Origin of the sequence: Nonomuraea maheshkhaliensis, assembly GCF_039529435.1 — a bacterium.
Lineage (GTDB): Bacteria > Actinomycetota > Actinomycetes > Streptosporangiales > Streptosporangiaceae > Nonomuraea > Nonomuraea maheshkhaliensis.
The window spans coordinates 100,518-126,943 of the sequence record NZ_BAAAMU010000008.1 but is presented as its reverse complement, the minus strand read 5'-3'; the positions used below and the strand labels follow the sequence as shown (position 1 = coordinate 126,943).

General features: G+C 70.7%; 19 protein-coding genes. 7 read left to right on the top strand and 12 right to left on the bottom strand.

From position 1 onward, the window contains the following. Nucleotides 1–439 precede the first annotated feature (439 nt). Entirely contained in the window at nt 440–910 is a 471-nt protein-coding gene (locus ABFX54_RS08245; protein ID WP_346102835.1) for a hypothetical protein, read from the bottom strand. On the opposite strand from ABFX54_RS08245, the gene ABFX54_RS08240 reads away from it, so the two are divergent. Continuing rightward, entirely contained in the window at nt 909–2,360 is a 1,452-nt protein-coding gene (locus tag ABFX54_RS08240) for a hypothetical protein (protein ID WP_346102833.1), read from the top strand. The two genes, ABFX54_RS08245 and ABFX54_RS08240, sit on opposite strands and share 2 nt — an antisense overlap. A gap of 15 nt (nt 2,361–2,375) precedes the next feature. Here ABFX54_RS08240 and ABFX54_RS08235 read toward each other — a convergent pair whose 3' ends face one another. The 4 genes from ABFX54_RS08235 to ABFX54_RS08220 form a co-directional block, all read right to left on the bottom strand. Then, on the bottom strand, nt 2,376–3,617 hold the full coding sequence (locus ABFX54_RS08235) for a cytochrome P450 (protein ID WP_346102832.1): 1,242 nt from the start codon (nt 3,615–3,617) through the stop codon (nt 2,376–2,378). 472 nt (nt 3,618–4,089) lie between these two features. Beyond that, complete coding sequence (locus ABFX54_RS08230; protein ID WP_346102830.1) at nt 4,090–4,929, bottom strand: alpha/beta fold hydrolase; 840 nt, start codon at nt 4,927–4,929, stop codon at nt 4,090–4,092. Nucleotides 4,930–4,986: 57 nt separating this feature from the next. After that, nucleotides 4,987–6,240, bottom strand: coding sequence for a cytochrome P450 (locus ABFX54_RS08225; protein WP_346102828.1), 1,254 nt, complete (start codon nt 6,238–6,240; stop codon nt 4,987–4,989). Nucleotides 6,241–6,271: 31 nt separating this feature from the next. Further along, nucleotides 6,272–7,819, bottom strand: a complete 1,548-nt coding sequence (locus ABFX54_RS08220) for a GMC family oxidoreductase (RefSeq protein ID WP_346102826.1) — start codon at nt 7,817–7,819, stop codon at nt 6,272–6,274. Between the two features lie 149 nt (nt 7,820–7,968). Between ABFX54_RS08220 and ABFX54_RS08215 the strand changes: the two genes are divergently transcribed. The 3 genes from ABFX54_RS08215 (at nt 7,969) to ABFX54_RS08205 (ending at nt 12,024) form a co-directional block, all read left to right on the top strand. Beyond that, nucleotides 7,969–9,507 (top strand): long-chain-fatty-acid--CoA ligase, encoded by a 1,539-nt coding sequence (locus ABFX54_RS08215; RefSeq protein WP_346102824.1) that lies wholly within the window; start codon nt 7,969–7,971, stop codon nt 9,505–9,507. Between the two features lie 87 nt (nt 9,508–9,594). Next, nucleotides 9,595–10,572 (top strand): phosphotransferase enzyme family protein, encoded by a 978-nt coding sequence (locus ABFX54_RS08210; protein WP_346102823.1) that lies wholly within the window; start codon nt 9,595–9,597, stop codon nt 10,570–10,572. A 138-nt stretch (nt 10,573–10,710) separates the two neighbouring features. Further along, a complete protein-coding gene (locus ABFX54_RS08205; protein ID WP_346102821.1) occupies nt 10,711–12,024 on the top strand; it encodes an extracellular catalytic domain type 1 short-chain-length polyhydroxyalkanoate depolymerase in 1,314 nt (437 codons plus the stop codon). 135 nt (nt 12,025–12,159) lie between these two features. Here ABFX54_RS08205 and ABFX54_RS08200 read toward each other — a convergent pair whose 3' ends face one another. The 5 genes from ABFX54_RS08200 to ABFX54_RS08180 form a co-directional block, all read right to left on the bottom strand. Beyond that, nucleotides 12,160–15,513: a 3-keto-alpha-glucoside-1,2-lyase-like domain-containing protein gene (locus ABFX54_RS08200; protein WP_346102819.1), complete on the bottom strand. Its 3,354-nt coding sequence runs from the start codon at nt 15,511–15,513 to the stop codon at nt 12,160–12,162. 407 nt (nt 15,514–15,920) lie between these two features. Beyond that, nucleotides 15,921–17,180 carry a class I SAM-dependent methyltransferase gene (locus ABFX54_RS08195; protein ID WP_346102817.1) on the bottom strand — a complete coding sequence of 420 codons (1,260 nt, stop codon included), beginning with the start codon at nt 17,178–17,180 and terminating at the stop codon, nt 15,921–15,923. Between the two features lie 4 nt (nt 17,181–17,184). After that, nucleotides 17,185–18,534: an FAD-binding oxidoreductase gene (locus tag ABFX54_RS08190; RefSeq protein ID WP_346102900.1), complete on the bottom strand. Its 1,350-nt coding sequence runs from the start codon at nt 18,532–18,534 to the stop codon at nt 17,185–17,187. Nucleotides 18,535–18,664: 130 nt separating this feature from the next. Next, the gene (locus ABFX54_RS08185) at nt 18,665–19,648 is read right to left on the bottom strand and encodes an NAD(P)-dependent oxidoreductase (RefSeq protein WP_346102815.1); all 984 of its coding nucleotides are present in this window, start codon (nt 19,646–19,648) and stop codon (nt 18,665–18,667) included. After that, the gene (locus ABFX54_RS08180) at nt 19,645–21,186 is read right to left on the bottom strand and encodes a serine/threonine-protein kinase (RefSeq protein WP_346102813.1); all 1,542 of its coding nucleotides are present in this window, start codon (nt 21,184–21,186) and stop codon (nt 19,645–19,647) included. Before ABFX54_RS08180 ends, ABFX54_RS08185 begins: the two co-directional genes overlap by 4 nt. A gap of 187 nt (nt 21,187–21,373) precedes the next feature. Here ABFX54_RS08180 and ABFX54_RS08175 point away from each other — a divergent pair, with 187 nt between their 5' ends. After that, entirely contained in the window at nt 21,374–22,495 is a 1,122-nt protein-coding gene (locus ABFX54_RS08175; RefSeq protein ID WP_346102811.1) for a CaiB/BaiF CoA transferase family protein, read from the top strand. On the opposite strand, the gene ABFX54_RS08170 is transcribed toward ABFX54_RS08175, so the two are convergent. Continuing rightward, nucleotides 22,469–23,710 carry an FAD-dependent monooxygenase gene (locus tag ABFX54_RS08170; RefSeq protein WP_346102809.1) on the bottom strand — a complete coding sequence of 414 codons (1,242 nt, stop codon included), beginning with the start codon at nt 23,708–23,710 and terminating at the stop codon, nt 22,469–22,471. The two genes, ABFX54_RS08175 and ABFX54_RS08170, sit on opposite strands and share 27 nt — an antisense overlap. A 79-nt stretch (nt 23,711–23,789) precedes the next feature. Here ABFX54_RS08170 and ABFX54_RS08165 point away from each other — a divergent pair, with 79 nt between their 5' ends. Further along, complete coding sequence (locus tag ABFX54_RS08165) at nt 23,790–24,314, top strand: TetR/AcrR family transcriptional regulator (protein WP_346102807.1); 525 nt, start codon at nt 23,790–23,792, stop codon at nt 24,312–24,314. A 67-nt stretch (nt 24,315–24,381) separates the two neighbouring features. On the opposite strand, the gene ABFX54_RS08160 is transcribed toward ABFX54_RS08165, so the two are convergent. Further along, complete coding sequence (locus tag ABFX54_RS08160; RefSeq protein ID WP_346102805.1) at nt 24,382–24,834, bottom strand: GyrI-like domain-containing protein; 453 nt, start codon at nt 24,832–24,834, stop codon at nt 24,382–24,384. A 98-nt stretch (nt 24,835–24,932) separates the two neighbouring features. Here ABFX54_RS08160 and ABFX54_RS08155 point away from each other — a divergent pair, with 98 nt between their 5' ends. Then, nucleotides 24,933–26,372 carry a GuaB1 family IMP dehydrogenase-related protein gene (locus ABFX54_RS08155; RefSeq protein WP_346102803.1) on the top strand — a complete coding sequence of 480 codons (1,440 nt, stop codon included), beginning with the start codon at nt 24,933–24,935 and terminating at the stop codon, nt 26,370–26,372. Nucleotides 26,373–26,426: the final 54 nt, after the last annotated feature.

The window sequence follows — 26,426 nt, the reverse complement described above, 5'->3', positions numbered from 1 at the left end:
CAACGAGGGGCGGAGCCGCGACGGCGGACTCTTCAGGGCCGTCGCGGCCCGCTAAGAAGCAGGGTCGCGGAACGCACGTGTCAAGCCTAGCGCACCTCTTCGGCTGAATGCAGACACTCGATCGAGGTCCCGGGGCACAATGGATCCTTCAGGCCCGGCGAGACCTGATGGTGATGTATCCGTTGTGACCTCATTCGTCCCAGAAGAATAGCCTTGTCGAAGTGGTGTACCCAGCTGAGCCCCATAGACCGGACGGCGACCTGCCGATGCAGGATCCGCCGACCGATCCTCATGGCTTCGCTCGTTTCGCTGCGGAACCACCTACATCTCCTGGAAAATCCCATGAGATCATGCGTGAGACGTCAAATCCGGATATAACGGGACATCCGGACACAACCTCGGGAGGGCCGGCAGTAATGGCAACGGAGAATTCCGGACCTCACCTGCCATCCTCCTGGCCTGAGGCACCCCGCCGCGAGGCGTCCTCCTGGCCTGACTCGCCCGCCGAGGTGCCGACGTCCTGGCCCGACAGTTCGCGATCGTCCCACCCCGAGCCGTCCTGGCCCGAGCCGCCGCGCAAGGATCCGTCCTGGCCCGACCCGCCCGGCGGCGGGCGCCGGGAACCGGCCGGCGCGCCGGCGTCGTGGCAGGACTCCTCGCACGGTACGTCGCCCTCCTGGCCCGAGCCGCCCCGCCAGGACGCCGGCCACGCGCCACTCCCGTATGACGCGGGCCGGCCCGACGGCTCCCAGCAGGACGTGCCGATGTCGTGGCCCGAGGCTTCCCCGCGGGACGCGCCCGGCTCCTGGTCGGGCAACTCCTCGCCGGACGTACGGAGCTCATGGCCGGACGCGCCGCCCCAGAGCATCGCGGGCCCGGCCGCCTGGCCGGAGGTCTCGTCGAAGGGCATGCCCTCGCCCGGCGGTCCGGCCGTCCCCGACCCGGTCCCCGCGTGGGCGCAGCCGCCCACCCCCTCTCCCGACGCCTGGTCGAACCTGTCCAGCCCGGCCCCGTGGCCGGCCGAGCGCCCCGCGGCCGACGGCGAGCGCGCGGCGCAGTACGGCTCCCCGAACGTCCCGGCCGACGCGCCGCCCCCGCCGCAGGTGCATCCGGCCGACGAGCGCACGGTCACCTACGGCCAGCACACCGAGAACCTGCTGAACGAGCGCGCCGTGCCGTCCGCACCCGGCGACCGCGTGGTCCACCCGGCCTCCCCCGGCGACCGGGTCGTCCACCCCGCCCCTCAGCAGCCCGGCGGAGGCCAGCCCGGCGGCGGCCAGCACGGCGGCAATCAGCACGGCGGAAATCAGCACGGCGGCAATCACCAGGGCGGCGGCCAGCACGGCGGCGGCCAGCCCAACGGCCAGCAGGGCGGTCCGCCCAACGGCCAGCAGGGCGGTCCGCCCAACGGCCAACAGGGCCCTCAGCACGGCGGCCGCGGCGACGGGCCTCCCGACGAGTCCGCCCGTCCCGGCCACAAGCTCAGCCGCGACCCCTCCGATCCGGAGAACCGCTTCGTCACGGCCGGCCAGATCAGCGGCTCGCGCACCCCGCCGCCCGAGCGCCAGCAGGAGCTCTGGAACACCGTCTTCGGCGACAACTACCAGGCCATGGGCGAGCACGACGCGCTGGACGACGAGGACGCGGGCCGGCCGGTCTGGGTCTTCGCGCTCGGCGGCTCGGTGGCGGTCGCGCTGGTGGTGGCGCTGCTGTGGGCGTTCCTGTGGGGCCCGCTGGCCGGCGAGGACGCCTCCAGCGCCGGCGTGGCCGAGAAGGCGACGGCCACCCCGACCGGCCCGAAGAGCACCAAGACCTCGTCCTCGATCGGCGCGCTGCCGAAATACCCGGGCAAGGCGTCCCCGGTGATCGGGCGCGTCCCGGACGCGGCGGCCGGCATCTCGATGCCGCGCCTGGGCGGCACCTGGCAGCTCGACCAGCGCGCCACGGTCAAGGCCACCTACGGCTTCGACACCCGCCAGTACGTCCAGGTCGCCCCGGAGCGGTACGCCACCGTCATGTCGGGCCCGCTGTCGGCGCGGCTGGCCTCGTACTACGAGCGTGACGACCTGGAGCCGGCCATCAGGCAGGTGGTGCTGAACGCGCGCAAGCGGTTCTTCCCCGCCGACAACAAGGTACGCAAGATCGCCCAGCAGCCGATCAAGGTGGGCGACCAGACGGGCCGACTGATCGCCTACCAGCTGACGTCCAGCACTGAGAAGGCCACGCTGGTGACGATGGCGGTGAACACCGGCGCCGACGTCCCGGCGATCGTCTACATGTCGATCCCGTCCACGAGCAAGCAGTTGCTGCCCGACATCCGCACGGTGATGAACCAGATCAGGCTGAACACGCAGTCGTGACCCGCTGACGGGTGGTCAGAAGGTGCACTCCATGTGCTTGATCCCGTTGATGAAGCTGGAGTGCAGCCGGTCCGGCTTGCCGCCCTCGACGTCGGGGACGCGGCGCAGCAGCTCGCGGAACATCACCGTGATCTCCCGCCTGGCCAGGTGGGCGCCCAGGCAGAAGTGGGGTCCGGGGCCGCCGTAGCCGACGTGGGGGTTGGGGTGGCGGGTGATGTCGAAGCGCTGCGGGTCGTCGAAGACGGCGGCGTCCCTGTTCGCCGCCCAGTAGAACAGCACGGCCTTCTGGCCCTTGCGGTAGAGGTGACCGTTCATCTCGAAGTCCCTGGTGAGCTTGCGGCGCATGAAGTTCACCGGGGAGGCCAGCCGGACGATCTCCTCGACCGCGCCGGGCGCGCGACCGTCTAGGTCCTCCAGCCACAGGGCCCGCTGGTCGGGGTTCTCGGTGAGCAGGCGCAGGCCGTAGGAGATGGCGTTCCTGGTGGTCTCGTTGCCGGCCACGACGAGCAGGATGAAGAACGAGCCCAGCTCCTGCATGGTCAGCCGCTCGCCGTCGATGTTGGCGTTGACCAGGGACGACGTCAGGTCGGCCGTGGGATGGTCGGCGCGGTGGGCGGCCAGGTCCTGGACGAGCTGCTGCAGCTCCACGCCGGCGTTGAGCAGGCGCTCGGCGATCTGGTCGAGGTCGCCGCCGGTGTATTCGGGGTCGAAGCCGCCGAGGATGATGTTGGAGCGGTCGAAGACGTAGCCGTAGTCGCGCTCGGGGATGCCCATCATGTCGCAGATGATCTTCAGGGGCAGGCGGGCGGCCACCTCGGTGACGAAGTCGCAGCCGGGCCCCTTGGCCAGCAGGTCGTCCACGATGGTGACGGCCGCGGCCTCGACGTCCGCCTCGAACTGTTTGATCATCTTGGGGGTGAAGGCCCTGGAGACGATCCTGCGCAGCCTGGCGTGGCGGGGGTCGTCCATGTTGATCATCGAGCCGAAGTACTCGGCGAACTCCGCGGGCATGTCGGGGATGTTCGTCGCCCCGCCGTCGCCCGAGCAGAACACCTCGGGGTTACGGCTGGCTTCGAGGATGTCGGCGTGCTTGACCAGGGCGTAGTAGCCCGGCCCCTTGGGCGCGTAGGACATCTCCATCTCCTCGAAGAAGGCGGGGGTGTCACGCGCGCGCAACCGCTCGAACGCGTCCTCGCGCTCGCTCATGGGCTTGGCCCAGAAGTCGCGGTCCGACAGGTCGAAGTCCAGGACGCTCATCAGAAACCTCCGGGGGAACCCCCGCCTTCAAGCGGGGGAGTAATCGGGCCCCTGTGGAGCGGGGCAGGAGCAGGCGATGCGCCGCCAGACGGACCGCCGTCGAAACGCGGTGCGATGCCGCAAAGTTCGGTAGCGTGTTCGATCGCGGCGATGCCCAAGCCGCCGGAGCAACGATCGGAAATACCCTCGCCGCCGGGCTGGCGGAGAGGTGAAACGCCTGTGGAGCTGGTGTAAGACCTCAACGAGAGATTCTTTTCTCGGGCGGGCGACCGGCGACGAAGCAGGAAACCTCACGGGCGACCGTGGGAATCCCTTCCCTTCAGGAGAGGGAGGACGTCAAGTGCCCATCATGGGAAAAGCGGGCACTTACGTCAATGGTTTCGACGTACACCGTACGTACGCGGCCGGGAAGCCGGTGCCTCCCGGCCGCGCGAGCGGCGCACGAGAAGGGGCGTACGAGAAAGCGCGAGGCTCAGGCCGACGGGCCGAGCCAGTCGAGGATGAGCCGGTTGACCTCGGCCGGTCGTTCGAGCTGCAGGAAGTGCCCGGCGCCCGGCACCACCTCGGTCCGCGAGCCCTCGGGCAGGTGGCTGAGCGCGTCCTTGGTCAGGTCGGCGCTGACGCAGCCGTCCTCGGCCCCGTGCAGGTAGAGGACGGGCCCGGTGACCCCGCCCTCGACGGCCGGGTACCGGCCCGAGGGCGGCGTGGTGCCGAGCATGGCCCGGTAGTAGCCGATGGCGGCGGCGAGGTTGGCCGGGGCGCCGATGCTGCGGCGGACGAACTCCAGGTCCTCGCTCGCGTCGTACCCCGGCGACCAGTCGCGCCACAGGTTGTCGATGAAGCCGGGAGCCGCGGCGGCCGACTCGGCCAGCGCCGTCTGGAAGAGGAAGACGTAGAACGAGCGCTTGAGCTGCTCGTACTCGAGGAAGCCACCCGCCAGCGAGCCCGGCGGCGGCACCGAGAGCGTCACGGCGCGGCGGAAGCGGCCGGCGGTGGCGTAGACGGGGAAGGCGCCCCAGTCGTGTCCGATGACGACGGCGTCGTCGCCGCCACCCAGCTCCTCGCGCAGCGCGCGTAGGTCGGCGACCAGCGCCGCGTCCTCGTAGGCGCCGTCGGCCGGGACTTCCGTGGGAGCGTAGCCCCGCATGAAGGGCGCGACCGCGCGGTAGCCGTGCTCGGCCAGGGCGGGCATCAGGTGCCGCCAGGTGTGCGCGGTGTCGGGAAAGCCGTGCAGGCACAGCGCCAGCGGCCCCTCGCCCAAAGACAGATACGCGAACTCCACACCATTGGCGTGGATAGTCCTGATCTCCATGACTGCGAAACCTAGCACGGCGGCCGCGCTCTGATCGGGCGCTCAGGAACCGGGCGCTCAGAAGGTGTAACGCAGGTGCTTGATCCCGTTGATGAAGTTGGACAGCAGGAACTCGGGCTCTCCCACCGCCCTGATGCCGGGCAGGCGGGTGAACAGCTCGCGGAACATCACGGTCATCTCCCTGCGCGCCAGGTGGGCGCCCAGGCAGTAGTGGGGCCCGGGGCCGCCGAAGCCGACGTGCGGATTGGGGTCGCGGGTGATGTCGAAGCGGTCGGGGTCGGCGAAGACCGACTCGTCGCGGTTGGCCGAGTTGTAGAACAGCAGCACCTTGTCGCCCTTGTTGTAGGCGACGCCGTTCAGCTCGTGGTCGCGCGTCAGCGTACGGCGGAACTGGATCACCGGCGTGGCACAGCGGACGATCTCGTCGCAGGCCCCGACGATGCGGCCGTCGAAATCGGCCAGCAGCAGTTCGCGCTGCTCGGGGTGGTCGGTGAGCAGCTTGAGCCCGTACGCGATCGCGTTGCGGGTCGTCTCGCTGCCCGCCACCACCAGCAGGATGAAGAACGAGCCGAGCTCCTGGGGCGACAGCCGCTCGTCGCCGTTGACCAGCAGGCTCACCAGGTCGCCCGTGGGCCTGCGGCGGCGTTCGTCGCCCAGGCGGGCGGCCAGGTGGTTGAGCGAGAAGCCGGCGTGCAGCAGCTTGACCAGGCCACGGGCGACGTTGACGCGGCTGAGGTCGGGCGACAGGCCGGTGTACTCGGGGTCGGCGTTGCCCAGGATGACGTTGGTCCGCCGCAACACCATGTCATGAAATTTCTCAGGAATGCCCATCATGTCGCAGATGACCCGCACCGGCAGCCGCGCCGCCACCTGCGTCACGAAGTCGTCGGGACCCTCGGCGACCGCCCGGTCCACGATCTCGGCGGCGGCCCGCGCCAGGTCCTCCTCCATCTTCGACAGCACGCGCGGCGTGAACGCGCGGGAGACGATCCGGCGCAGCCGCGCGTGCCTCGGGTCGTCCATGTTGATCATCGAGCCGAAGTAGACACTCAGCCAGCGCGGCATGTCGGGGATGCTGTTGGAGCACGGCTCACTGCTGAAGACGGCCGCGTTCCTGCTGGCCTCGGTCACGTCGGCGTGGCGGACCAGGGCGTAGTAGCCCGGCCCGCCGCCGACGAACGGCACGGCCTGCTCCGGCACGAAGGCCGGACGCTCCAGCTCGCGCAGCTTGCGGAAGGCTTCCATGCGCTCGGCCTGCGGCCGTCCCCAGAAGGGGATCTGCGACAGGTCGAGGTCCACCGGCAGCGTCATACCGTCGAGCCTACGCAAGTGACCACTTACGTCAAGCTTCTGCGCCCTTGATCAGGTCGGCTCCCTTCTCGCCGATCATGACGGCGGGCGCGTGGGTGTGGCCGCGATTCAGGGTCGGCATGACGGAGGCGTCGGCGACCCTGAGCCCTTCGACGCCGCGCACGCGCAGCTCCGGGTCCACGACGGAGTCGGCGTCGGCGCCCATCCGGCAGGTGCCGACCGGGTGGTAGAGGGTCTCGCCGCGCTCGCGCACCCACCGGGCCAGCTCCTCGTCGGTCTCCGGCGCCCAGTAGGGCGCCATCGGCCCGCCCGCGAACGGCTTCATCGCGTCGGTGGCGAACACCCGCTGAGCCGTCCGCAGCCCCGCGACCAGGCGTCTGACGTCGGCCTCCGCGCTGAGGTAGGCGGGGTCGATCAGCACGTCCGCGCCGTTCAGCCCGACCCGGCCGCGGCTCTCCGGCTGCAGCAGCACGACGCCGACGGTGAGCCCGTGACCGGTCGGCGGCGTGAGCCCGTGGTCGATGAACGGCCCAGGCGCGAAGATCAGCTCGATGTCGGGAGCGGGCTCGCCGTTCGAGGTCCTGATGAACGCCACCGCCTCGCCGACGTTCGTGGTCAGCATGCCGGAGCGGGTGACGAGGTAGCGCAGCAGGTTGCCGATCGACTCGGCCCCGGTCAGGGTCACCGGCCTGGTGCACTCGACGAACACGCCGCTGGACAGGTGGTCCTGGAGGTTCTTGCCGACCTCGGGCAATTCGTGCACGATCGGCACCCCGGCGTCGCGCAGCTCGTCGGCCGCGCCCACGCCCGAGCGCATGAGCAGGTACGGCGAGCCGATCGCGCCCGCCGCCAGGACGACCTCCCGCCTGGCCCCGATCCGGGTGCCGCCGCCGTACTCGATGCCCGTCGCCCGCTTGCCGTCGAACGTCACCCGGTCCACCGCGGCGCCGGTGACGACGGTCAGGTTGGGCCGCGAGACGGCCGGGCGCAGGTAGGCGTCGGCCGAGCTCCATCTCCTGCCCCGGTTCTGGGTGACGGGAGTGGGGCAGTAGCCCTCGTTGGAACGGCCGTTCAGCTCGCCCAGGCGGGTCATCCCCATCTCCTCGCACGCCTGGAGGAAGGCGGCCGTGGTGACGTTGGGGCTGCGCAGCTCGGAGACGTAGAGGGGGCCGCCGGTGCCGTAGACGCCGCCCTCGTTGCTGCCGACGCGGCGCTCGGCCCTGGTGAAGTAGGGCAGGACGTCGTCGTAGGCCCAGCCGGGGACGTCCCACTGGTCGTAGTCCAGCTGGCAGCCGCGTACGTACATCTGCGCGTTGAGCGAGGAGGAGCCGCCGAGCACCCGGCCTCTGGGCCAGTAGAGCTCGCGGCCGGACATCTCGCCCTGCTTGGCCGTGGTGAAGTTCCAGTCGTACTCGGTCTTGAACAGCTTGGCGAAACCGGCCGGCATGCGGATCTCTAACTTGTCGTCCTTGCCACCCGCCTCGACCAGGGCCACCGAAACACCGGGATCCTCCGACAGCCGGGCGGCCAGCACGCAGCCGGCCGAGCCCGCCCCGACGATCACGTAGTCGTACTCCATGACCCCCTCCTGGGGTGAGTTTCGTCCTCCTTGCTTAGCGGAAGGGCTCACGCGCGTCCATATCCAGTTGTGACCTGAGTTACCTACCAGTCGGTATGTGCGGCCTGCGAAGATGGCGCCGAAGCCGGTTCTAGAGGGAGGAAGGCGTCATGCTGAATCTGTCGATCGTTCTGGAGGACAGCGCCAGAAACACCCCCGACGGCACCGCCATCGTCTTCGGTGACATGCGGCTGCCGTACTCCATGATCGACACTGTGGCCAACCAGGTCGCGAACCTGCTGATCTCACGCGGGATCACCAAGGGCGACAAGGTCGCGCTGGCCTGTCCCAACCTGCCCTACTTCCCGTTCGTCTACTTCGGCATCCTCAAGGCCGGAGCCACGGTGGTGCCGCTCAACGTGCTGCTGCAGTCACGCGAGATCGCCTACCACCTCGACGACAGCGACGCCAAGGCGCTGTTCTGCTTCGAGGGCACGCCGGAGCTGCCGCTGGGCGAGCGCGGCCGGGCGGGCTTCGAGGCGGCGCAGGGCTGCGAGCACTTCTTCGTGCTGCCCGCCAGGCCGCTGGCCACCGAGTCCGAGCACGGCGAGTCGATCTGGGCCGCCCTCGGCGGGATGCCGGCGGAGTTCGAGACCGTGCAGACGGCCCCCGACGACACCGCGGTGATCCTCTACACCTCGGGCACCACGGGCCAGCCCAAGGGCGCCGAGCTGAGCCACCAGAACATGCTGCTCAACGCCATGGTCAGCGACAAGATGTTCCCCTCGGACGCCGAGCAGGGCGACACCTACCTCGCGGTGCTGCCGCTGTTCCACTCCTTCGGCCAGACCGTCGTGATGAACACCGGCTTCCTGCGCGGCGCCACGGTGGTGCTGATGCCGCGCTTCGACCCGGGCGAGGCGCTGGCGCTCATGGTCAAGGAGAAGGTGACGTTCTTCGCCGGGGTGCCCACGATGTACTGGGGCATGCTCAGCAAGATCCACGCGGACGGCGCGGAGGTGCCCACGTCGCTGAGCGTGGCGGTGGCCGGCGGCGCGTCCTCCCCGGTCGAGGTGCTCAAGGACTTCGAGAAGACCTTCGGCATCGGCATCCTGGAGGGCTACGGGCTGTCGGAGACCGCGCCGGTCGCCAGCTTCAACCAGCCCGGCCGGCCCACCAAGCCCGGCACCATCGGCACGCCCATCTGGGGCGTGGAGATGAAGCTGGTCGACAGCGACTGGAAGACCGTCGAGGGCGAGGGGCCCGGCGAGATCGCCATCAGGGGCCACAACATCATGAAGGGCTACTACGGCCGCGCCGAGGCGACGGCCGAGGTGATGAAGGACGGCTGGTTCCGTACGGGCGACATCGCCACGCGCGACGCCGACGGCTACTACTCCATCATCGACCGGGCCAAGGACATGATCATCAGGGGCGGGTTCAACGTCTACCCGCGTGAGATCGAAGAGGTCCTGATCAGCCACGACGACGTGTCGCTCGCCGCCGTCGTCGGCGTCGCGCACGAGTCGCACGGCGAGGAGGTCAAGGCGTACGTCATCCGCACGCCGGGGTCGACGATCACCGAGGACGAGCTGATCGCCTGGAGCCGGGAGAACATGGCGGCCTACAAGTACCCGCGGATCATCGAGTTCCGCGACTCGCTGCCGATGACCGCCACCGGCAAGATCCTCAAGCGCGAGCTGCGGTAACCGTCTCTCCTCCGAGGCGCGGGCCCCGCGCCTCGGAAGCCGTTATCCGCGTGCTCGTCCGGGCCGGGGTTCGGTAGCTTGGCCTCCATGCGAGATCGGCCGGACGACTTCGACGAAGGGCTGCTGCGGCCCGCGCTGGCCGCGTGGGGCATCGAGGCCGCCACGCTCGACTACGCGCCGGTCGGCTTCGGGGACTTCCACTGGGTCGCGGGCGGCCGGGGCGGGCGGCGCTGGTTCGTCACGGTCGCGGACGTGCGCCGGCGGACCTTCGACGGGCTGTGGCTGGCCATGGAGACGGCCGCCACGCTGCGCGAGGAGGCGGGGCTCGGGTTCGTGGTGGCGCCGCTGCGCGCCGGTGACGGCACGACACTGCGCCGGCTCGACGCCCGTCGCTACGCCATGAGCGTGTTCCCGTACGAGGAGGGCCGGGCCGGCGACTTCGGCGACGAGCCGCTGCCCGCCGAGCGCGGCCTGGTCATCGATCTGCTGGCGCAGCTGCACCGCACGCCGCCGCCCCTGCCGGCCCCGGCCCGCCCGCTGGAGCTGTCCGGGCGGGCCGCCCTGGAGCTGGCCCTCGGCGACCCCTCCCTGCCCTGGCTGGGCGGCCCGTACGCGCGGCCGGCGCAGGAGCTGATCGCCGAGTACGCGGCCGTGCTGCGGCGCAGGCTGGCCGAGTTCGACCGGCGGGCGGCCGAGCCGGGCGAGCCGGTGGTGACGCACGGGGAGCCGCATCCGGGCAACCTGCTGCGGGCGCCGGGCGAGCGGCTGCGGCTGGTCGACTGGGACACGGTCGGGATGGCCCCGCCGGAGCGCGACCTGTGGCTGGTGGCCAGGGACGCCGACGACCTGGCCCGCTACGCCGACGCGACCGGCCGCCGCCCCGACGGTGACACCCTCGCGCTCTACCGGCTGCGCTGGGCGCTCGACGACGTGGCGGAGTTCGTCGAGTGGTTCCGCTCGCCGCACGCGCGCACGCCGGACGCCGAGCAGTCCTGGGCCGCCCTCACCGGCACGCTCAAGCAGCTCGCGGACGACGACGTGGCAGGGGAGCCTCGGCTCCCGTAGCCGAAACTTTCACCGGCCGCCACCGCTCACCCGCAGCTCACGAGCGCGCCGGCCGGTCCGCTCGCCTCGGCGGCATTGCGATGCCGAAATTTTCGCTGGACACTCGCAATGTTTCGGCCGCTGAGCGAGAGGACCTCGATGAAGCTGAGAGCACGTATCGCGAGCGCCGTGATCGCCGCCGCGGCGCTCGTGACCGCCGGCCTGATCACCGCGACCCCGGCCGCGTCGGCCCAGCTCACGGAGGTGACCGGCTTCGGCGCGAACCCCACCGGCCTGCGCATGCACCTCTACGTCCCCGACGGTGTCCCCGCCCGCCCGGCGCTGCTGGTGGCCGTCCACTACTGCACCGGCTCGGGCCCCGCCTTCTACTCGGGCACGGAGTTCGCCTCGCTCGCCGACCGGCACAAGTTCGTCGTCATCTACCCGTCCGCGACCAGGAGCGGCTCCTGCTACGACGTCTCCTCGCCGCAGGCGCTGCGGCACGACGGCGGCAGCGATCCGGTGGGGATCGTCTCCATGGTCAGATACGTGCAGGCACGCTACAACGCCGACCCCGCCCGTACGTTCGTGACGGGGGCCTCCTCCGGCGGCATGATGACCAACGTGCTGCTGGGCGCCTACCCCGACGTGTTCAAGGCGGGGGCGTCGTTCATGGGCGTGCCCTTCGCCTGCTTCGCCACCACCGACGGCTCAAGCTGGAACAGCGCCTGCGCCAACGGCCAGATCGTCAGGACGCCGCAGCAGTGGGGCGACCTCGTCCGCGGAGCCTACCCCGGCTACAGCGGAGCCCGCCCGCGCATGCAGATCTGGCACGGCACCGAGGACGCCACGCTGCGCTACCCGAACTTCCAGGAGCAGATCAAGCAGTGGACGAACGTCCATGGCGTGAGCCAGACCCCCAGCCTCAGCGACCAGCCGCGGGCCGGCTGGGCCAGGGCCCGCTACGGCGGCACCGGAACCATGGCCCCGGTCGAGGCGATCAGCCTGGCGGGCGTCGGCCACAGCCTGCCACAGGGCGGGATGGCGGCCGCGGCCATCGACTTCTTCGGCCTGTCGGACGGCGGGACCGACCCCACGACGTCGCCCACCGTGTCGCCCACTGTGTCCCCCACCGTGTCCCCCACTCCGCCGGTGGGAACGTGCGCGGTCACGTACACGATGAACACCTGGAACACCGGCTTCACCGCCGAGGTCAAGCTCACCAACACCGGCACGGTGGCGCTCTCCTCGTGGAACCTGGCCTTCACCCTGCCGGCCGGCCAGAGCATCACCTCGGCGTGGAACGCCACGGTGTCGCCGTCCAGCGGCCAGGTGACGGCCCGCAACGCGCCCTACAACGGCTCCGTCGCGCCGGGAGCGTCGGCCTCGTTCGGCTTCCAGGCCACCCACGGCGGCGGCACCGGCGAGCCGGCCGCCTTCACCCTGAACGGCACCGCCTGCACCACGACCTGACGGCCCGCTCCACCCCGTCGCAGTCCTCGTGCTTCTCCCCGACCACGGTGGTGCGGGTGGAGCCGCTGAAGAAGACGGTATCGATCTGGAGCCGCGAGGGGCCTGGCGCCGGCCGGGCCAGACCCCCATCGCGGATCAGGTGACGGGTTCGATCCACACGTCGCGGAAGCGCGGGTTCTCCCCCGCGTCGCCGTGGTCCTGGAGGCGGACGCCGGCCGAGGCCGCGTTCTCCGGGATGTTGTCGCCGGTGCCGCCGTCGACGGCGACGTCGTCGTGCACGACCGTCCCGTTCCAGACGACCGTCACCCTGGCGTCGTCGACCTTGGCGCCCGCGCTGGTGAAGCGGGCCGCGCGGAAGGTGATGTCGTACGTCTGCCAGGTGCCCGGCGCGGTGGCCATGTTGCGGTCGGGCGGGCGCTTGGAGTAGATCGAGCCCGCCTCGTTGGCCTCAGGCGTGGTGTCGCCGTACGACTCCAGCACCTGCACCTCGTAGCGTTCTTGCAGGTAGACGCCGCTGTTGCCGCGCTGCTGACCGGTCACCTCCGGCGGGTAGTCGGGTTCGTACCACTCGACGTGCAGGGTGAAGTCGCCGAACGTGCGCCGGGTGCGGATGTCGCCGCCGTACGACTCCATCGAGCCGTTCGCGACCGGCCACGTCGCCGCCCCGCCGGCCCGTCTCTCCCACGCCGCCAGGCTGGAGCCGTCGAACAGGGTGATCCGCTCCCCCTTCGACACCGTGACGTGGTCGAGCCCGGCATCGCCCGCGTCGCCGGAGTCGTAGCGGTAGGCGACGGTGTTCGTCCCACGCTTGAGTGGCAGCGCCTCGGTCTGCACCTCCCAGGCGTCCCGGCCGCCGGTGGCCGCCAGCCGTACCTGCCTGACCTTCTCGCCGTTGACGTGCACGCTCACCGACGTGCCCGCCTCCGCCGCGTAACGCAGCCCGACGTTGTACGTGCCGGCCGCGTCGGTCCGGACGGAGAACGACGTGCTCGCGCCCGGCTTGGTGTAGCCGTCCACGAAGCCCGAGCCGGTGAAGCCCTGGTGGGCGGTGCTGACCGCGGCGCCGCCGCGCAGCGTGGCCCGTTCCGCCTCCAGCACCGGGCGGGCGGCCACGGTGATCGCGTCCAGGTTGACGTTGCCCGTGTCGCCGGTGTCGTAACGGTAGGCGATCGTGTTGACGCCCGCCCGCAGCGCCAGCGGCTCGACCCGGGTGGCCCACAGGTCCCACGTGCCCGTGGACGGCAGTTGCGCCTGCCTGACCTTCGTGCCGTTGACGTACACGCTGAGCGACTTGGTGCCGGGCGCCGGGTCGGGGCCGTTGGAGTAACGCAGGCCCACGTGGTAGGTGCCGGCCTGCTCCACCTGGACGGCGAAGCGCGTCGTGGCGCCCGCGTTCCAGTAGCCGTCCACGAACCCGGATCCCGAGTAGCTGGGGTGGTCGGTGTTCAGCTTCGCGCCGCCGCTCTGGGCCGCGCTCTCGGCCTCATAGGTGGTGTCGGCGCTCGCGCCGCCGGGCAGCGAGTTGAGCGTGTACCACGCCTCCGTGCTCCACAGCGGCTCGCCTGAGGCGGAGCTGAACGGGCGCGGCGAGCGCAGGTGCACCACCCGGCCCGGCTTCAGGCCGGCCACCTTCAGCGTGACCTTCCGGCCCGACGCCTTCGCCGAGGTGACCGTCAGCGGCTCCTCGTCCACCTTCGGGCCGCCGTACGTGACGGCGGGGACGTAGCGCCACTGGGTGAGCTGGTAGCGGCCGGCCAGCGACGCGATCGTCTCCGCCGACAGCGGCTGGGTGTACTCCAGCTCGAAGCCGCCCTCGATCGCCCGCATCTTCAGGAAGTCGAACGCCTTCTCCTTGCCGGGCGTCAGCTTCTGCAAGCCGTAGGTGAGTTTGCCCGGCTGGCCCCAGTTGCCGCCCGCGCCCAGGCCGCCGGCGTAGATGGCGCCGTCGGGTCCGAGGCTGATCCGGTTGACGCCCGCCTCAAGCCCCTGGGTGAACCGGAACACCGCGCCCTGGTACTCACCGTTCACCTTCTCCAGGTAGGCCCGCTGGATCCCGCCGTACGTGACGTCGCCGAAGAAGAGCTGGCCCGCGTACCTGCCCTGCTTCATCAGCAGCGGCGTGCTGGGCGAGTTGGCGATCTCGTTGTGCGGCAGCCACAGCACCGGCGGGCTCACCGCGCCGGCGTCGAACGGGCCCTCCGGCGTCGTGCGGTGGCCGAAGAAGCGGCCCTTCTCGATGTGCACCAGCTTCGAGGCCGGCAGCCAGCCGCCCTGGTTGTCCAGCACGAACAGGTCGTCGTCCGGGCCCCGGCCGATGCCGTTCGGGGTGCGCAGGCCGCCGGCGAGATACTCGACCTTCCCGGTCGCCTTGCTGACCTTGACGGTGACGCCGCGGTCGCGGGCCGGCTGCGGGACGGTGGTGGCGCCGCCGTAGTCGATGGCCACCGACAGGTTGAGGTAGAAGTGGCCGCCCCGGTAGAGCAGGCCGAAGGCGAACTCGTGGAAGTTCCCGCCGAACGGCCAGGTCGCGACCGTCCTGAGGGAGTCGGCGACCTCGTCGCCGTTCGTGTCGTTCAGCTCCACCAGGCGGGACTTCTCCGACACGTACAGCTTGCCGTCGACGTACGCGATGCCCATGGGCTCCTGCAGCCCCTCGGCGATCTTCTTGGCGGTGACCTTCGCCGGGGAGGTCGCGCCGGTCACACCGCTCAGCAGGTACACCTCGCCGAGCCGGTTCTCCGAGCCGCCCCAGGTGGTGACCGCCAGCCGGCCGCCGGGCAGCCAGGCCATCGCGGTCACCTGCGGCTCGAACCCGGCCGGTCGCAGGTCGGTGAGGGTGTAGTCAGGGTGCACCGCCTGCAGCGGCAGGCCGTCGCCCGGGGAGTCGGCGCCGCTCTCGCACTCCTTGCGGCCGGGGGAGGTCACCCGGACGACGTCCGCGTCCGTGCTCAGCGCCTCGGTCGGGACGAGGGTGAACGCCTGGGCGCCCGGCGGCTTCCACTCCAGCCTGAGCTGCTGGCCGTACAGGTGCTCGAAGTGGTCGGCACGCAGCGGGTGGTAGCCGGCTGTCAGCGTGATCGTGCCGTCCACCGCGATCGGCCCGTGCCGGCCGTCGTTGACGATCACGACGGTGTCGCCGATCCGCAGCCGGGAGCCGTCGTCGCTGATGAGCCGGAACTCGTAGGTGCCGGCGGCCGGGACGGACAGGTTGCCGGTGACCTCGGTGACGAACAGGTCGGTGAGGCCGAAGTCGGCGTCGGACGTCCAGTCGATCGTGGGCATCAGCTTGTCCACGTTGGGCGTCTGTCCTGGCTTGAGCGTGCACATCTTGGACAGTTCGACCTGGACGTCATAGGTGCGCAGGGTGACGCCCGGCACCTGCGGCGGCACGTCGGCGCCCGCGTGTGCGGGGACGGTCGCGTGTGCGGGGACGGTCAGGAAGGAGAGCGCGATGATCAGCAGAGCGGATAAGAGGGGTAATCTCCGCATGACTTGGCCCATCTCGTTGCGGGCGCCCTGGTGCGGCGCGGGTGGGGGTGCGGCATCGCCGGGCCGGCCGTCGGCGGATGCCGGGTCACGTGAGTCGGAAAGCAAGGGGGATAACGCTGCTCTGCGCCGTAATATAAGGCGAAATTTCCGACTTGCCCATAGTCTTTCGCCGAAAATCGGTGAAAGTCACGATGCACCGGGGCAGAAGCTGTGCCAGGGCACAAGAGCCCGCACACAGAGGTCGCACACAGCGCCGCATAAAAAGGCCGCACACAGCGGAACGGCGCGACGGGTCGCGGGTCTCACCCCGCGACCCGTCGCGCCGTTCGACGATCAGGCCGTGCTCGGTGATCCGGCCTTACTCGGTTGCCGGCCGTGCCAGACGATCTGTCAGGGCCGACGATCTGTCAGGGCCAGTCGATGGACGGCCGCAGCGGAACGCCCGAGCGCCCGTTCTGGTCGAGTTTGACGCCCAGAACCTGGTGCAGCTGGACCTTGTTGCGCTCGAAGCCGACGATGCAGCCGGCCATGTAGAGGGCCCACACCCGGGCCGTGCCCAGGCCGACCTCCTGCACCGCGTCGTCCCAGTTGGCGTCGAGGTTGTCGCACCAGTGACGCAGTGTCTTGGCGTAGTGCTCGCGCAGGTTCTCCTCGTGGCGGATCTCGAAGCCGAGGTCCTCCATCTGCCTGACCAGCCAGCCCACCGACTCCAGCTCCCCGTCGGGGAAGACGTAGCGGTTGATGAAGCCGCCCTTGTTGAACGTCTTCTCCTTGCCCGTCGGCCGGGTGATGCAGTGGTTGAGCAGCCGGCCGCCGGTCTTGAGCTTGCCGTACAGGAACTCGAAGTACGACGGCACGTTGTCCTTGCCGATGTGCTCGGTCAGGCCGATGGAGCTGACCGCGTCGAAGCCCGTCTCCTTGACGTCGCGATAGTCCATGAACCGGACCTCGGCCAGGTCCTGGAGTCCCGCGTCGGCGATGGCCTTCTGCGCCCACTCCGCCTGCTGGCGGCTCAGCGTGACGCCGAGGGCCTTGACGCCGTAGTGCTGGGCCGCGTGCATGACCATGCCGCCCCAGCCGCAGCCCACGTCGAGCAGGCGCATGCCGGGCTCAAGGCCGAGCTTGCGCGCCACCAGGTCGAACTTGGCGAACTGGGCCTCTTCCAGCGTCGCGTCCTCGCCCGGGTAGCAGGCGCAGGTGTAGGCCATCGACGGGCCGAGCACCCAGCGGTAGAAGCGGTTGGAGACGTCGTAGTGGTGGTGGATGGCCTCGGCGTCGCGCTGCTTGGCGTGCCGGGAGCCCAGCCGGGCCAGCGCGCTCTGGCGCATCTCCTGCGGGGGCGGGGGCACGCGCATGAGCAGGGGCTTGACGCCCAGCGCGCGGACTGCGGCCAGCTTCTCGGAGGTGGTCAGGTCGTTGGTGGTGATGTTCCACATGCGGTCCAGCAACGCGTAGAGGTCGCCCTGGACGTCGAGATGGCCGGACACGTATGCCCTGGCCAGGCCGAGCTCCCCCGGTGCGTGGGCCAGGTACGCCACCGCGATCGGGGACTTCACCTCGATCGCGAGGTCGGCACCGTCGGGCCCCGCCTTGCTTCCGTCGTAGGCCGTGAACGCGATGTTCGCTTCGCGGCCGACGATCTTTTCAAAGATGGTTGCCAGAGCCATCTGCTCACCTTCCCCGTACACACTTTTCGTACAGGTCCAGCAGGCGACCGTTCGGGTCGTAATCCCGCTTGACCGGCCAATAGGCGTCGCCGTTGTACAGCTGCCAGAACCGCTCACGGGCGTAGAACGAGGTCGAGTAGAGCGACTTGTGGCCGTCGAGTTCGTGCACGGAGTGCTCGATCAGCCGGTTGTAATACCCGTCGAACTGCCCCCGCGGCAGCGGCACCATTCCCCAGAATCCGAAGTTGACGTAGAGCTTGCCCGGCTCCAGCGGGTAGAGCGGCCATCGCGAGGCCGCCCGCAGCGGGCACATCCACACCGGGGTCATGCCCACCTTGTCGTGAAAGAACTCCAGGAACTCCGCCCCGCGCTCGACCGGGACCTCGACGTCCTGGATCACCGACTCGCTCACCGGCAGGCCGCGCCACCTGTCGACGCGGGCGGTCACGCCGTGCTTGCGGTCGAGCGCCACCAGGCGCCGGTAGACGTCGGAGCGCATCCAGCGGCGCGGCATGAGCGAGCGGACCACCGGCTGCTGCACCCCGAAGGCGCGCGAGCACCAGAACCAGTCGGTGTCCCAGCGCCACAGGTAGTCGCGCACGGTCAGCCAGTCGCGGCTGCGCTGCCTGATCGACTGGTAGTAGATCCGCATCCCGGTGTAGTCGGAGACGTAGGGGGCGCGGTCGGCGAAGCGGCCGAGCGTGATGTACATCTCGCCCGGCTCGAAGAAGACGCCGTCGATGAAGTCGACGCTCTCGCCGTCGTGGACCATGCTCTCGCTGATCTCCTGCATGGCCAGCATGCACTTGCCCGCGTCGGTGAACTTCAGGTGGGTCAGGTGCACGTACGGCCGCACCTTGCGCAGCTTGATCCTGATCCGCAGCGCGTAGCCGAGCGTGCCGTAGGAGTTGGGGAACGCGCGGAACAGCTCGCGATGCTCGTTGTCGTCGCGGGCCACCACCACGCGCCCGTCGCCGGTGAGGATCTCCAGCTCCTCCACCGACTCGTGCGGCAGCCCGTCCCTGAAGCTGGTGGACTCGATGCCGAGCCCGGTCACGGCCCCGCCCAGCGTGATCGTCTTGAGCTGAGGCACCACGTACGGCATGAGCCCGTGCGGCAGCGTGGCGTCCACCAGGTGCTCGTACGTGGTCATGCCCTGGACCTCGGCCGTCATGGTCTCAGGGTCGACGCTGATGACCTCGGCGAGGTCTCTGGCCGAGAGCTTGGCCGTCCTGCCGCCGTCGCGGAACCTGAACAGGTTGGACGTGGACTTGGCCAGGCGGGGCGCGGCGTCGCCGGGAATCTCGGCGTACGACTGCCGGATCTGCTCTACTGCCCGTCGGTGTGTCGACATCTTCGTCGTCACGAGAGCACCCCCTTGAGCTGGTAGAGATCGTCCGTAAGACGGTATCTCCCATGGCCGATCCGGACCAGACCGGGGTCGTTAAAGACACGAAAACTGTTCATCGTGCCAGGTGAATCCCCTACGTAGCAGGCGATTGCGTAAACTTCCTGAAGATCACCGGCGTTACGCCGTTGACCACGCTGTTCACCTCCTTGCCCTCGACCGCGGCGGCCAGATTCTCCACGGTGGCGGCGAGCAGCCGGCCGCTGGCCTCGGGGGTGACGCCGGCCGCGTGCGGGGAGAGCAGGACGTTCGGCAGCTCCCGCAGCGGATCGCCGGCGGGCAGCGGCTCGACGTCGAACACGTCGAGGGCGGCGCCGCCCAGGTGGCCCTCGCGCAGGGCGGTGACGAGCGAGCCCTGGTCCACCACGCCGCCCCTGGCCGCGTTGACGAGCAGGGCGCCCTGCTTCATGCGCGCGGGGTCGATCAGCCCTCTGGTCTCGTCCGACAGCGCGATCACGACGACCAGCACGTCGCTGCCGGCGACGAGCGTGTCCAGGTCGGTGTGGCCGGGGTCCTCGCGCGGGGTGCGCGTCCAGTAGGAGACCTCGCAGCCGAGCGCGCGGAACAGCCGGGCGCAGGCGACGCCGATCGGGCCGTAGCCGACGATCCCGGCCCGCTGCCCGTGCAGCTCGCGCGGCTGCAGCCCCTGCTGGGGCCACTCTCCGGCGCGTACGGCCGCGTCGGCGGCGCCCAGCTTGCGCGCCAGCGACATGGCCGCGGCCAGGCACCACTCGGAGACGGCCACGGCGCTGACGCCCGGCGTGTTGGCCAGGGGCACGCCCGCGGCGGTCAGGGCGGCGAGGTCGTGGCCGTCCACGCCCACCGACGGCTGCTGCACGAACGCCAGCCGGGGCGCCGCCGCGACCGCCTCCGCGTCCAGGACGAGCGCGCCCGTCCAGTCGCCGAGCACGATCTCCGCCTCCGGCAGCGCCGCGAGGAGCGCCGCACGGTCGCGGCCGGCCGGGACGCGTACGGTCACCCCGTCGCCGAGCGGGGCCAGGAGACGGCGGATGAGCTCCTCGGGGAGGGGCGGCAGGGCGAGCAGGTTCCAGGGACTCATGCCCTCACAGTAAAGCTGGCGATCACCTGGCGCATCAGGGCTCTGCTGCGCACCCACTGCCCCTCGGCCACCGTCCACGACAGCAGGTAGGCGGCGTCCCCGGTCGAGACGACCCGCCGGACCTCGTGGTAGCGGGTGCCGGGGCGGACCCAGGGCGCGTCGCTCGTCTCGCCCGCGATCCAGGTGAACTCCCACTCCACGGCCTTGACGCCCCGGTGGGAGACGATCCTGCGGCCGCGGTTGATCACGGTCTGGGCCTCGGCCTTGAGCCGCTCCTCCGAGTCGCGCATGACCTGGTTGGCGTCGCGGTTGGCGTAGAAGGACTCGACCCCGACGTGGGCGTTGCCGTCTCTGCGGGTCCATTCGGTGTAGCCCTCGCCGAGGGCTCCGCGCCAGCCGATCGGCCGCATGATCGACCAGCCGTCCTTGGACCGCCACGCCCGCACGGCCGGGGCGAGCCTGGTCACGCTGGGCGACGGGGTCGCGGAGGGCGTGGCGCTCGGCGTCGCCGCCGCGCTGGGCGTGAGCGGGCTGGTCGCCGCGGCCGGCTGCGTGGTGGTGCGCGGCGTGCCCTCGGCGGGTGAGGCGGCCCTGAAGTAGGCCACCGTGCCGCCGGTGACGACCAGCACGACCGTGGCGGCCGCCGCGAGCAGCGCCCGGCCGGGGGCCGAGCCCTTCTTGCGCTCCCTGGGCGAGTCGAGGTCGGCGCTGGCGGGCTTGGCGGCGAGGATGGCCGCGAGCAGCTGATCCGCCTCCTCGGCGCCCACCCGGTCCTGGGGCTCCTTGCGGAGCAGGCCCTTCAGGATCGGGTGCATGATCGGCGGGATCCTGCGGTAGTCGGGCTCCTCGGTGAGCAGCGCGTTGAGCGTGGCCATGGCGTCGCCGCGCTCGAACGGGGAGCGGCCGACCATGCACGCGTACAGCGTGGCGCCCAGCGACCACAGGTCGGACTCCGGGCCGGCGTTCTCGGCGCGGACCCGTTCCGGCGCCAGGAAGCTCGGCGAGCCCGTGACCATGCCGGTCCGCGTCAGCGACGCGTCACCCTCGACGGTGGCGATGCCGAAGTCCATGAGCACGGCCCGGCCGTCGTCGGACAGCAGGATGTTGCTCGGCTTGACGTCGCGGTGCAGGATGCCGGCCGCGTGGGCGGCCCGCAGCGCGGACAGCACCTGCCGGCCCACGCTCGCCGCCTCGCGCACGGGCAGCGCGCCGGTCGTCAGCACGACCTGCTCGACCGAGGGATGGCTGACCAGCTCCATCACGATCCACGGCCGGCCGCCCTCCTCGACGACGTCGTAGACCGCGACGACCGAAGGGTGATTGAGCTTCGCCGCGGTGCGTGCCTCACGGGCGGTGCGCAGCAGCTGACGCTCCTGGTCGCCCGGCGACAGCCCGGCGGGCAGCAGCACCTCCTTGATCGCCACCTGCCGGTTCAGCAGTGTGTCGCGGCCTTCCCAGACCACGCCCATCCCCCCGCGACCCAGTTCGCGCAGTAACTGGTAGCGCCCTGCGATGAGCCGGTTGCCATCCGAAACCATGTCCTACCCCTGTAGCGGCGCACGCGCCTGCTGCAGACGGACGCTGAACGCGACCGCCTGTAGACCACCCGAACAGTGGGCAAGTTTCCCATACCTCCCGGGACTTCGCGGGAAGTCGGAAAGGCCGCTTGCACCAGATCACCGAATGTTGTTCTACTGAGGCAGGGTCAGCAACGAGGAGATTCCGATGCCTGAGGTTCGCCAGGGTCCCCTGTCCGGTGTGCGAGTGCTGGAGCTCGCCGGGCTCGCTCCTGGGCCGTTCGCGGGGATGATGCTAGCCGATCACGGCGCCGAAGTCCTGCGAGTCGACCGGGTCGGCGCGGTTTCCGACCGCCCTCGCGCCGACGTCATGGACCGCGGCAAGCACACGATCGGGCTGGATCTGAAGTCGCCCGAGGGCGTGGCCGCGTTCAAGGAGCTGGTCCGCCACGCCGACGTGGTGATCGAGGTGTTCCGGCCGGGCGTGGCGGAACGGCTCGGCATCGGGCCCGCCGACCTGCACGCGGTCAACGAACGGCTCGTCTACGGCCGGATGACCGGCTGGGGCCAGGACGGCCCGCTCGCCCCGACGGCCGGGCACGACATCGACTACATCGCGGTCTCCGGCGTGCTGTCCATGCTGGGGCACGAGGGCGAGCGGCCGACGCCGCCGATGAACATCCTGGGCGACTTCGCCGGTGGCGGGCTCATGCTCGCGTACGGGGTGCTGCTCGCCCTGTTCGAACGGGAGCGCACCGGCGCCGGACGGGTGATCGACGCGGCCATGGTGGACGGCGCGGCGATCCTGTTCTCCATGTTCTACCAGGCGGTGCAGAGCGGCCACTGGGGCCCGCGCGGCACCAACCTGCTCGACACCGGCGCCCCGCAGTACGACACCTACGAGACGGCCGACGGCGAGCACATGGCCGTGGGCGCGCTGGAGCCGCAGTTCTGGGAGACGATGGTCGGCCTCATGGGCCTGACCGACCTGCCCGACAGGCACGACCGGGCCCAGTGGCCCGCGCTGCGGGCGCGCCTGGCCGAGGAGTTCAGGAAGCGCACGCGGGCCGAGTGGGAGGCCCTCTTCGAGGGCTCGGACGCCTGCGTCTCGCCCGTGCTGTCCATGGCCGAGGCCGCCGCCCATCCGCACAACGTCGCCAGGGAGTCGTTCCTCCAGGTGGGCGGCGTGACCCATCCGGTGCCCGCGCCCCGCCTGCTCGGGACGCCCCGCCAGGACCTCTCCCCCGCCACCCGGCTGACCGACCTGTCGGACTGGGGCCTGCCGGCGGAGGAGGCGGGCAAACTACGCGCCCTTGGAGTGCTCGCGTGAGGGCGTGCGGCCGTCCTTCGCCGCGTAGTCCTTGAGCACGATCGAGTCGTGCAGGCGCACGCCCTTGCTCGTCCCCTGCGCCACAGCCTTGGTCAGGGCGGCCGGCAGGCGGTTGACCAGCCGCAGGCCGCGGTTGAGCGCCCACAGCCCGAAGCGGCCGCCGGGCATGAGACCGCGCGCGGCGTTGACCGCGAACGTACGGCTGCGGCGCACGTACTCGCCGAGCTCGGCCTCGTAGGCGGGGAAGGCCCGCGTGTGGTCGCCGTCGCAGGCGGCCAGCTCTCCCGCGAGCACGTACGCCCCCACCACCGCCAGGCTCGTGCTGCCCCCGACCGCGGGCCCCGGGCAGTATCCCGCGTCGCCGACCAGCGTCACCCGGCCCCGTGACCAGGTGTCGAGGCGGAGCTGGGTGATCGAGTCGAAGTAGAAGGCGGGCGAGCGGTCCGCCTCGTCCAGGAGCCTCGGCACCTCCCAGCCGGCGTCGCCGAAGTGCTCGCGCAGCAGCTCCTTCTGCCGGGCGACGTCCCTGTGGTGGTAGTCGAGCGGGCGCGGCGTCCTGAACAGGAACACCGCCCGCGCGTCCTCCATGTGCGCCGCCCCGTACATCGCGGCCGTCCTGTCCACCCCCATGAGGCCCTCGACCCTGCCGTCGAGACCCAGGTGGTTGGGCACCGACGCGACGGCCAGGTAGGCGCCGATCCAGGTGGTGAAGTCCTCCTCGGGGCCGAACACCAGGCGACGCACGTTGGAGTGCAGGCCGTCGGCGCCGATCACCAGGTCGTACGCGGCCGGCGCGCCGCGCTCGAACGTCACCTCGCCCTCCGGCGTGATCGATGTGATCGAGTCGCCGAAGACGTAGCCGACGTCGTCGCGGGTGAGGTCGTGGAAGATCTCGCTCAGGTCGTCGCGCATGATCTCGGCGTGCCGGTCGGAGAATGCCCCCATGAGCCTGCGCATCTCCAGCTCGACGGCTCGCGCGCCGTTCTCGGCGTGCATGGTGAGCGTGTGCGTGCCGGTCGCGTGCGCCATGACCGGCTCCAGCGCGCCCATGCGTTCCACGATGTCCATCGCGGGCCGGAACAGGTCGACCGCGTGCCCGCCCGTCTTGCGCGGAGCGGGCGCGCGCTCGACGACGGTGACGTCGAAGCCCGCGCGGACGAGCCAGTACGCCAGCACCGGCCCCGCCACGCTCGCTCCGGAGATCAGGATCTTCATCGCTCCTCCTTACCTACCGTTAAGTAAGACGGTAGCACGCATGCTTACTTAACGGTAGGTAAGCACTAAGGTGGGCTGCATGTCCGGTGACACAAAGAGCCGCATCCTGGCGGTCGCCCGCGAACTGTTCGTCGAGCAGGGCGTGCAGAACACCAGCCTGCGCCAGATCTCCGAACGGCTGGGCCTGACCAAGCCCGCGCTCTATTACCACTTCGCCTCACGCGACGATCTGGTGCGCAGCATCGTGCAGCCGCTGATCGAGGACTTCCAGCGGTTCGTCCGCGATCGCGAGCCGGCCGGCGGCGATCCCCGGCAGTTGCTGGGCGACTACTTCGACCTGATGTGGCGGCACCGCGACGTGATCGTCATGATGGTGCGCGACCTGTCCACGCTGAGCCACCTCGACCTGGGCACGCGCATGTTCGGATGGCGGCGGCAGATCGTCGCCCTGCTGCTCGGGCCCGACCTGACGCGGGAGCAGCACATCCGGGCGACGGTGGCGCTGGGCGGCATGTCGGACTGCGTGGTGGAGTACGCCGAGCTGGCGCTGGAGGAGGTCAAGCCGACGGCCGTCGAAGCGGCGGCCGTCGCACTCGGCATCTGACCGGGCTCTCTCATCCTCCCGGCCCTTGTGTCCCGGCTCCTAAATCCCGACTTTTGGGATGTTTCGGTCAGACGGCGATGTAGAGGTCGACGCCGTCGCGGTGGTGCACTTCGAGGTCGGTCGTGAACGCGCGCGACGGCGTACCGCCCGACTCGGTGTGCTTCCACACCTGCTGCCACGACTCGACCAGCGCCTGCGGCATCGGGCCGCGCGCCTCCAGCTTCAGCGCCTGACCTGCCGGCACCCGCACGGCCACCATGCCCTCGGGCAGCCGCGGCGCCGTGCGCACGCCCGTGCCGACGATCTGCGTGTAGGCGCCGTGGTGGTCGCTCTCGTAGTCGGTCAGCACCGCGTAGAGATTCTCGTCCACGCGGCCGGGCACGTGTGCGAAGGCCCCCGGCACCCCCGCCCGCTGCCAGAGCCCGGGCAGCCTGGCCCGGGCCGGATCCATCTCGTCGGCGTTGCTCGTGCGGACGGCGAAGCCGACCACGATCAGCTCGGCGCGTTCGGTGACGTTCACAGACCCTCCCCCTCCCCCAAATGTGTCCCGGCCGATCATAAGCCCCCGAGAAAGGGGGAAACCCCTAGTTAAGCTGTCCGCACATAAGATGGATGAACGTGAGATTTCTCAACGACCTCGAGCCGCAATACGACCTGACCTATAGCGACGTGTTCATGGTTCCTTCACGTTCGGCGGTGGGTTCCCGGCTCGCAGTCGACCTGTCGACGAACGACGGCACCGGCACCACCATCCCCCTCGTCGTGGCCAACATGACCGCCGTGGCCGGGCGCCGCATGGCCGAGACCGTGGCGCGCCGCGGCGGCATCACGGTGATCCCTCAGGACATCCCCCTGGACGTCGTGGCGAACGTCGTCGACTGGGTCAAGAAGCGCGACCTCGTCCACGACACGCCGCTCACCCTGACCCCGCACGACACCGTCGGCGAGGCCCTGCAACTGCTGCCCAAGCGCGCCCACAACGCGATCATCGTGGTCGACTGGGAGAACCGGCCCGTGGGCGTCGTGACCGAGGCCGACTGCCAGGGCGTCGACATGTACACCCAGCTCGCGCAGGTCATGTCGAGCGAGCTGCTCACCCTGCCCGCCGGGCTCGAACCGCGCACGGCCTTCGACCGCCTGCACGAGGGCCGGCACCGGCTGGCGCCCATCGTGGACGAGGACGGGCGACTGGTCGGCATCCTCACCCGTACGGGCGCCCTGCGCGCCACCCTCTACCAGCCCGCCGTGGACGCTCAGGGCCGGCTGCGCATCGCCGCCGCCGTCGGCGTGAACGGCGACGTGGCCGCCAAGGCCAAGGAACTGCTCGAAGCGGGCGTCGACTGCCTGGTCGTCGACACCGCGCACGGGCACCAGGAGAAGATGATCGGCGCCCTGCGCGCCGTCACCGCCCTCGACCCCGGCGTGCCCGTCGCGGCCGGCAACGTGGTGACCGCCGCCGGCGTGCGCGACCTGGTGGACGCCGGGGCCGACATCCTCAAGGTCGGCGTCGGGCCCGGCGCCATGTGCACCACCCGGATGATGACCGGCGTCGGGCGTCCCCAGTTCTCGGCCGTGCTGGAGTGCGCCGCCGAGGCCCGCCGCCTGGGCCGGCACGCGTGGGCGGACGGGGGCGTGCGCCATCCGCGCGACGTGGCCCTCGCCCTGGCCGCAGGGGCCTCCAACGTGATGATCGGCTCGTGGTTCGCGGGCACGTACGAGTCGCCCGGAGACACCCGTACCGACGCCTCCGGGCGCAAGTACAAGGAGAACTTCGGCATGGCCTCGGCGCGGGCGGTGCGGCTGCGGACGGCCGAGGACTCGGCGTTCGAGCGGGCCAGGAAGGCGCTGTTCGAGGAGGGCATCTCGACGTCCAGGATGTACCTGGACCCGAAGCGGCCGAGCGTGGAGGACCAGGTCGACGCCATCGTGGCCGGGCTGCGGTCCGCGTGCACGTACGCGGGGGCGTCGAACCTGGAGGAGTTCCACGCGCAGGCGGTCGTGGGGATCCAGAGCTCGTCGGGCTACACGGAGGGCATGCCCCTGCACCAGAGCTGGTGACCGGGCCGCCGGCTCGGGCTCAGGGGCACGCGGGGCCGGCGCGTGCGGAGCTCG

What these genes read in the sequence shown, in the direction of transcription:
- ABFX54_RS08240 (WP_346102833.1), top strand. Translation starts at nt 909, where the DNA reads ATGCCCTCGCCCGGCGGTCCGGCCGTCCCCGACCCGGTCCCCGCGTGG.
- ABFX54_RS08245 (WP_346102835.1), bottom strand. Translation starts at nt 910, where the DNA reads ATGCCCTTCGACGAGACCTCCGGCCAGGCGGCCGGGCCCGCGATGCTC.
- ABFX54_RS08235 (WP_346102832.1), bottom strand. Translation starts at nt 3,617, where the DNA reads ATGAGCGTCCTGGACTTCGACCTGTCGGACCGCGACTTCTGGGCCAAG.
- ABFX54_RS08230 (WP_346102830.1), bottom strand. Translation starts at nt 4,929, where the DNA reads ATGGAGATCAGGACTATCCACGCCAATGGTGTGGAGTTCGCGTATCTG.
- ABFX54_RS08225 (WP_346102828.1), bottom strand. Translation starts at nt 6,240, where the DNA reads ATGACGCTGCCGGTGGACCTCGACCTGTCGCAGATCCCCTTCTGGGGA.
- ABFX54_RS08220 (WP_346102826.1), bottom strand. Translation starts at nt 7,819, where the DNA reads ATGGAGTACGACTACGTGATCGTCGGGGCGGGCTCGGCCGGCTGCGTG.
- ABFX54_RS08215 (WP_346102824.1), top strand. Translation starts at nt 7,969, where the DNA reads ATGCTGAATCTGTCGATCGTTCTGGAGGACAGCGCCAGAAACACCCCC.
- ABFX54_RS08210 (WP_346102823.1), top strand. Translation starts at nt 9,595, where the DNA reads ATGCGAGATCGGCCGGACGACTTCGACGAAGGGCTGCTGCGGCCCGCG.
- ABFX54_RS08205 (WP_346102821.1), top strand. Translation starts at nt 10,711, where the DNA reads ATGAAGCTGAGAGCACGTATCGCGAGCGCCGTGATCGCCGCCGCGGCG.
- ABFX54_RS08200 (WP_346102819.1), bottom strand. Translation starts at nt 15,513, where the DNA reads ATGCGGAGATTACCCCTCTTATCCGCTCTGCTGATCATCGCGCTCTCC.
- ABFX54_RS08195 (WP_346102817.1), bottom strand. Translation starts at nt 17,180, where the DNA reads ATGGCTCTGGCAACCATCTTTGAAAAGATCGTCGGCCGCGAAGCGAAC.
- ABFX54_RS08190 (WP_346102900.1), bottom strand. Translation starts at nt 18,534, where the DNA reads ATGTCGACACACCGACGGGCAGTAGAGCAGATCCGGCAGTCGTACGCC.
- ABFX54_RS08185 (WP_346102815.1), bottom strand. Translation starts at nt 19,648, where the DNA reads ATGAGTCCCTGGAACCTGCTCGCCCTGCCGCCCCTCCCCGAGGAGCTC.
- ABFX54_RS08180 (WP_346102813.1), bottom strand. Translation starts at nt 21,186, where the DNA reads ATGGTTTCGGATGGCAACCGGCTCATCGCAGGGCGCTACCAGTTACTG.
- ABFX54_RS08175 (WP_346102811.1), top strand. Translation starts at nt 21,374, where the DNA reads ATGCCTGAGGTTCGCCAGGGTCCCCTGTCCGGTGTGCGAGTGCTGGAG.
- ABFX54_RS08170 (WP_346102809.1), bottom strand. Translation starts at nt 23,710, where the DNA reads ATGAAGATCCTGATCTCCGGAGCGAGCGTGGCGGGGCCGGTGCTGGCG.
- ABFX54_RS08165 (WP_346102807.1), top strand. Translation starts at nt 23,790, where the DNA reads ATGTCCGGTGACACAAAGAGCCGCATCCTGGCGGTCGCCCGCGAACTG.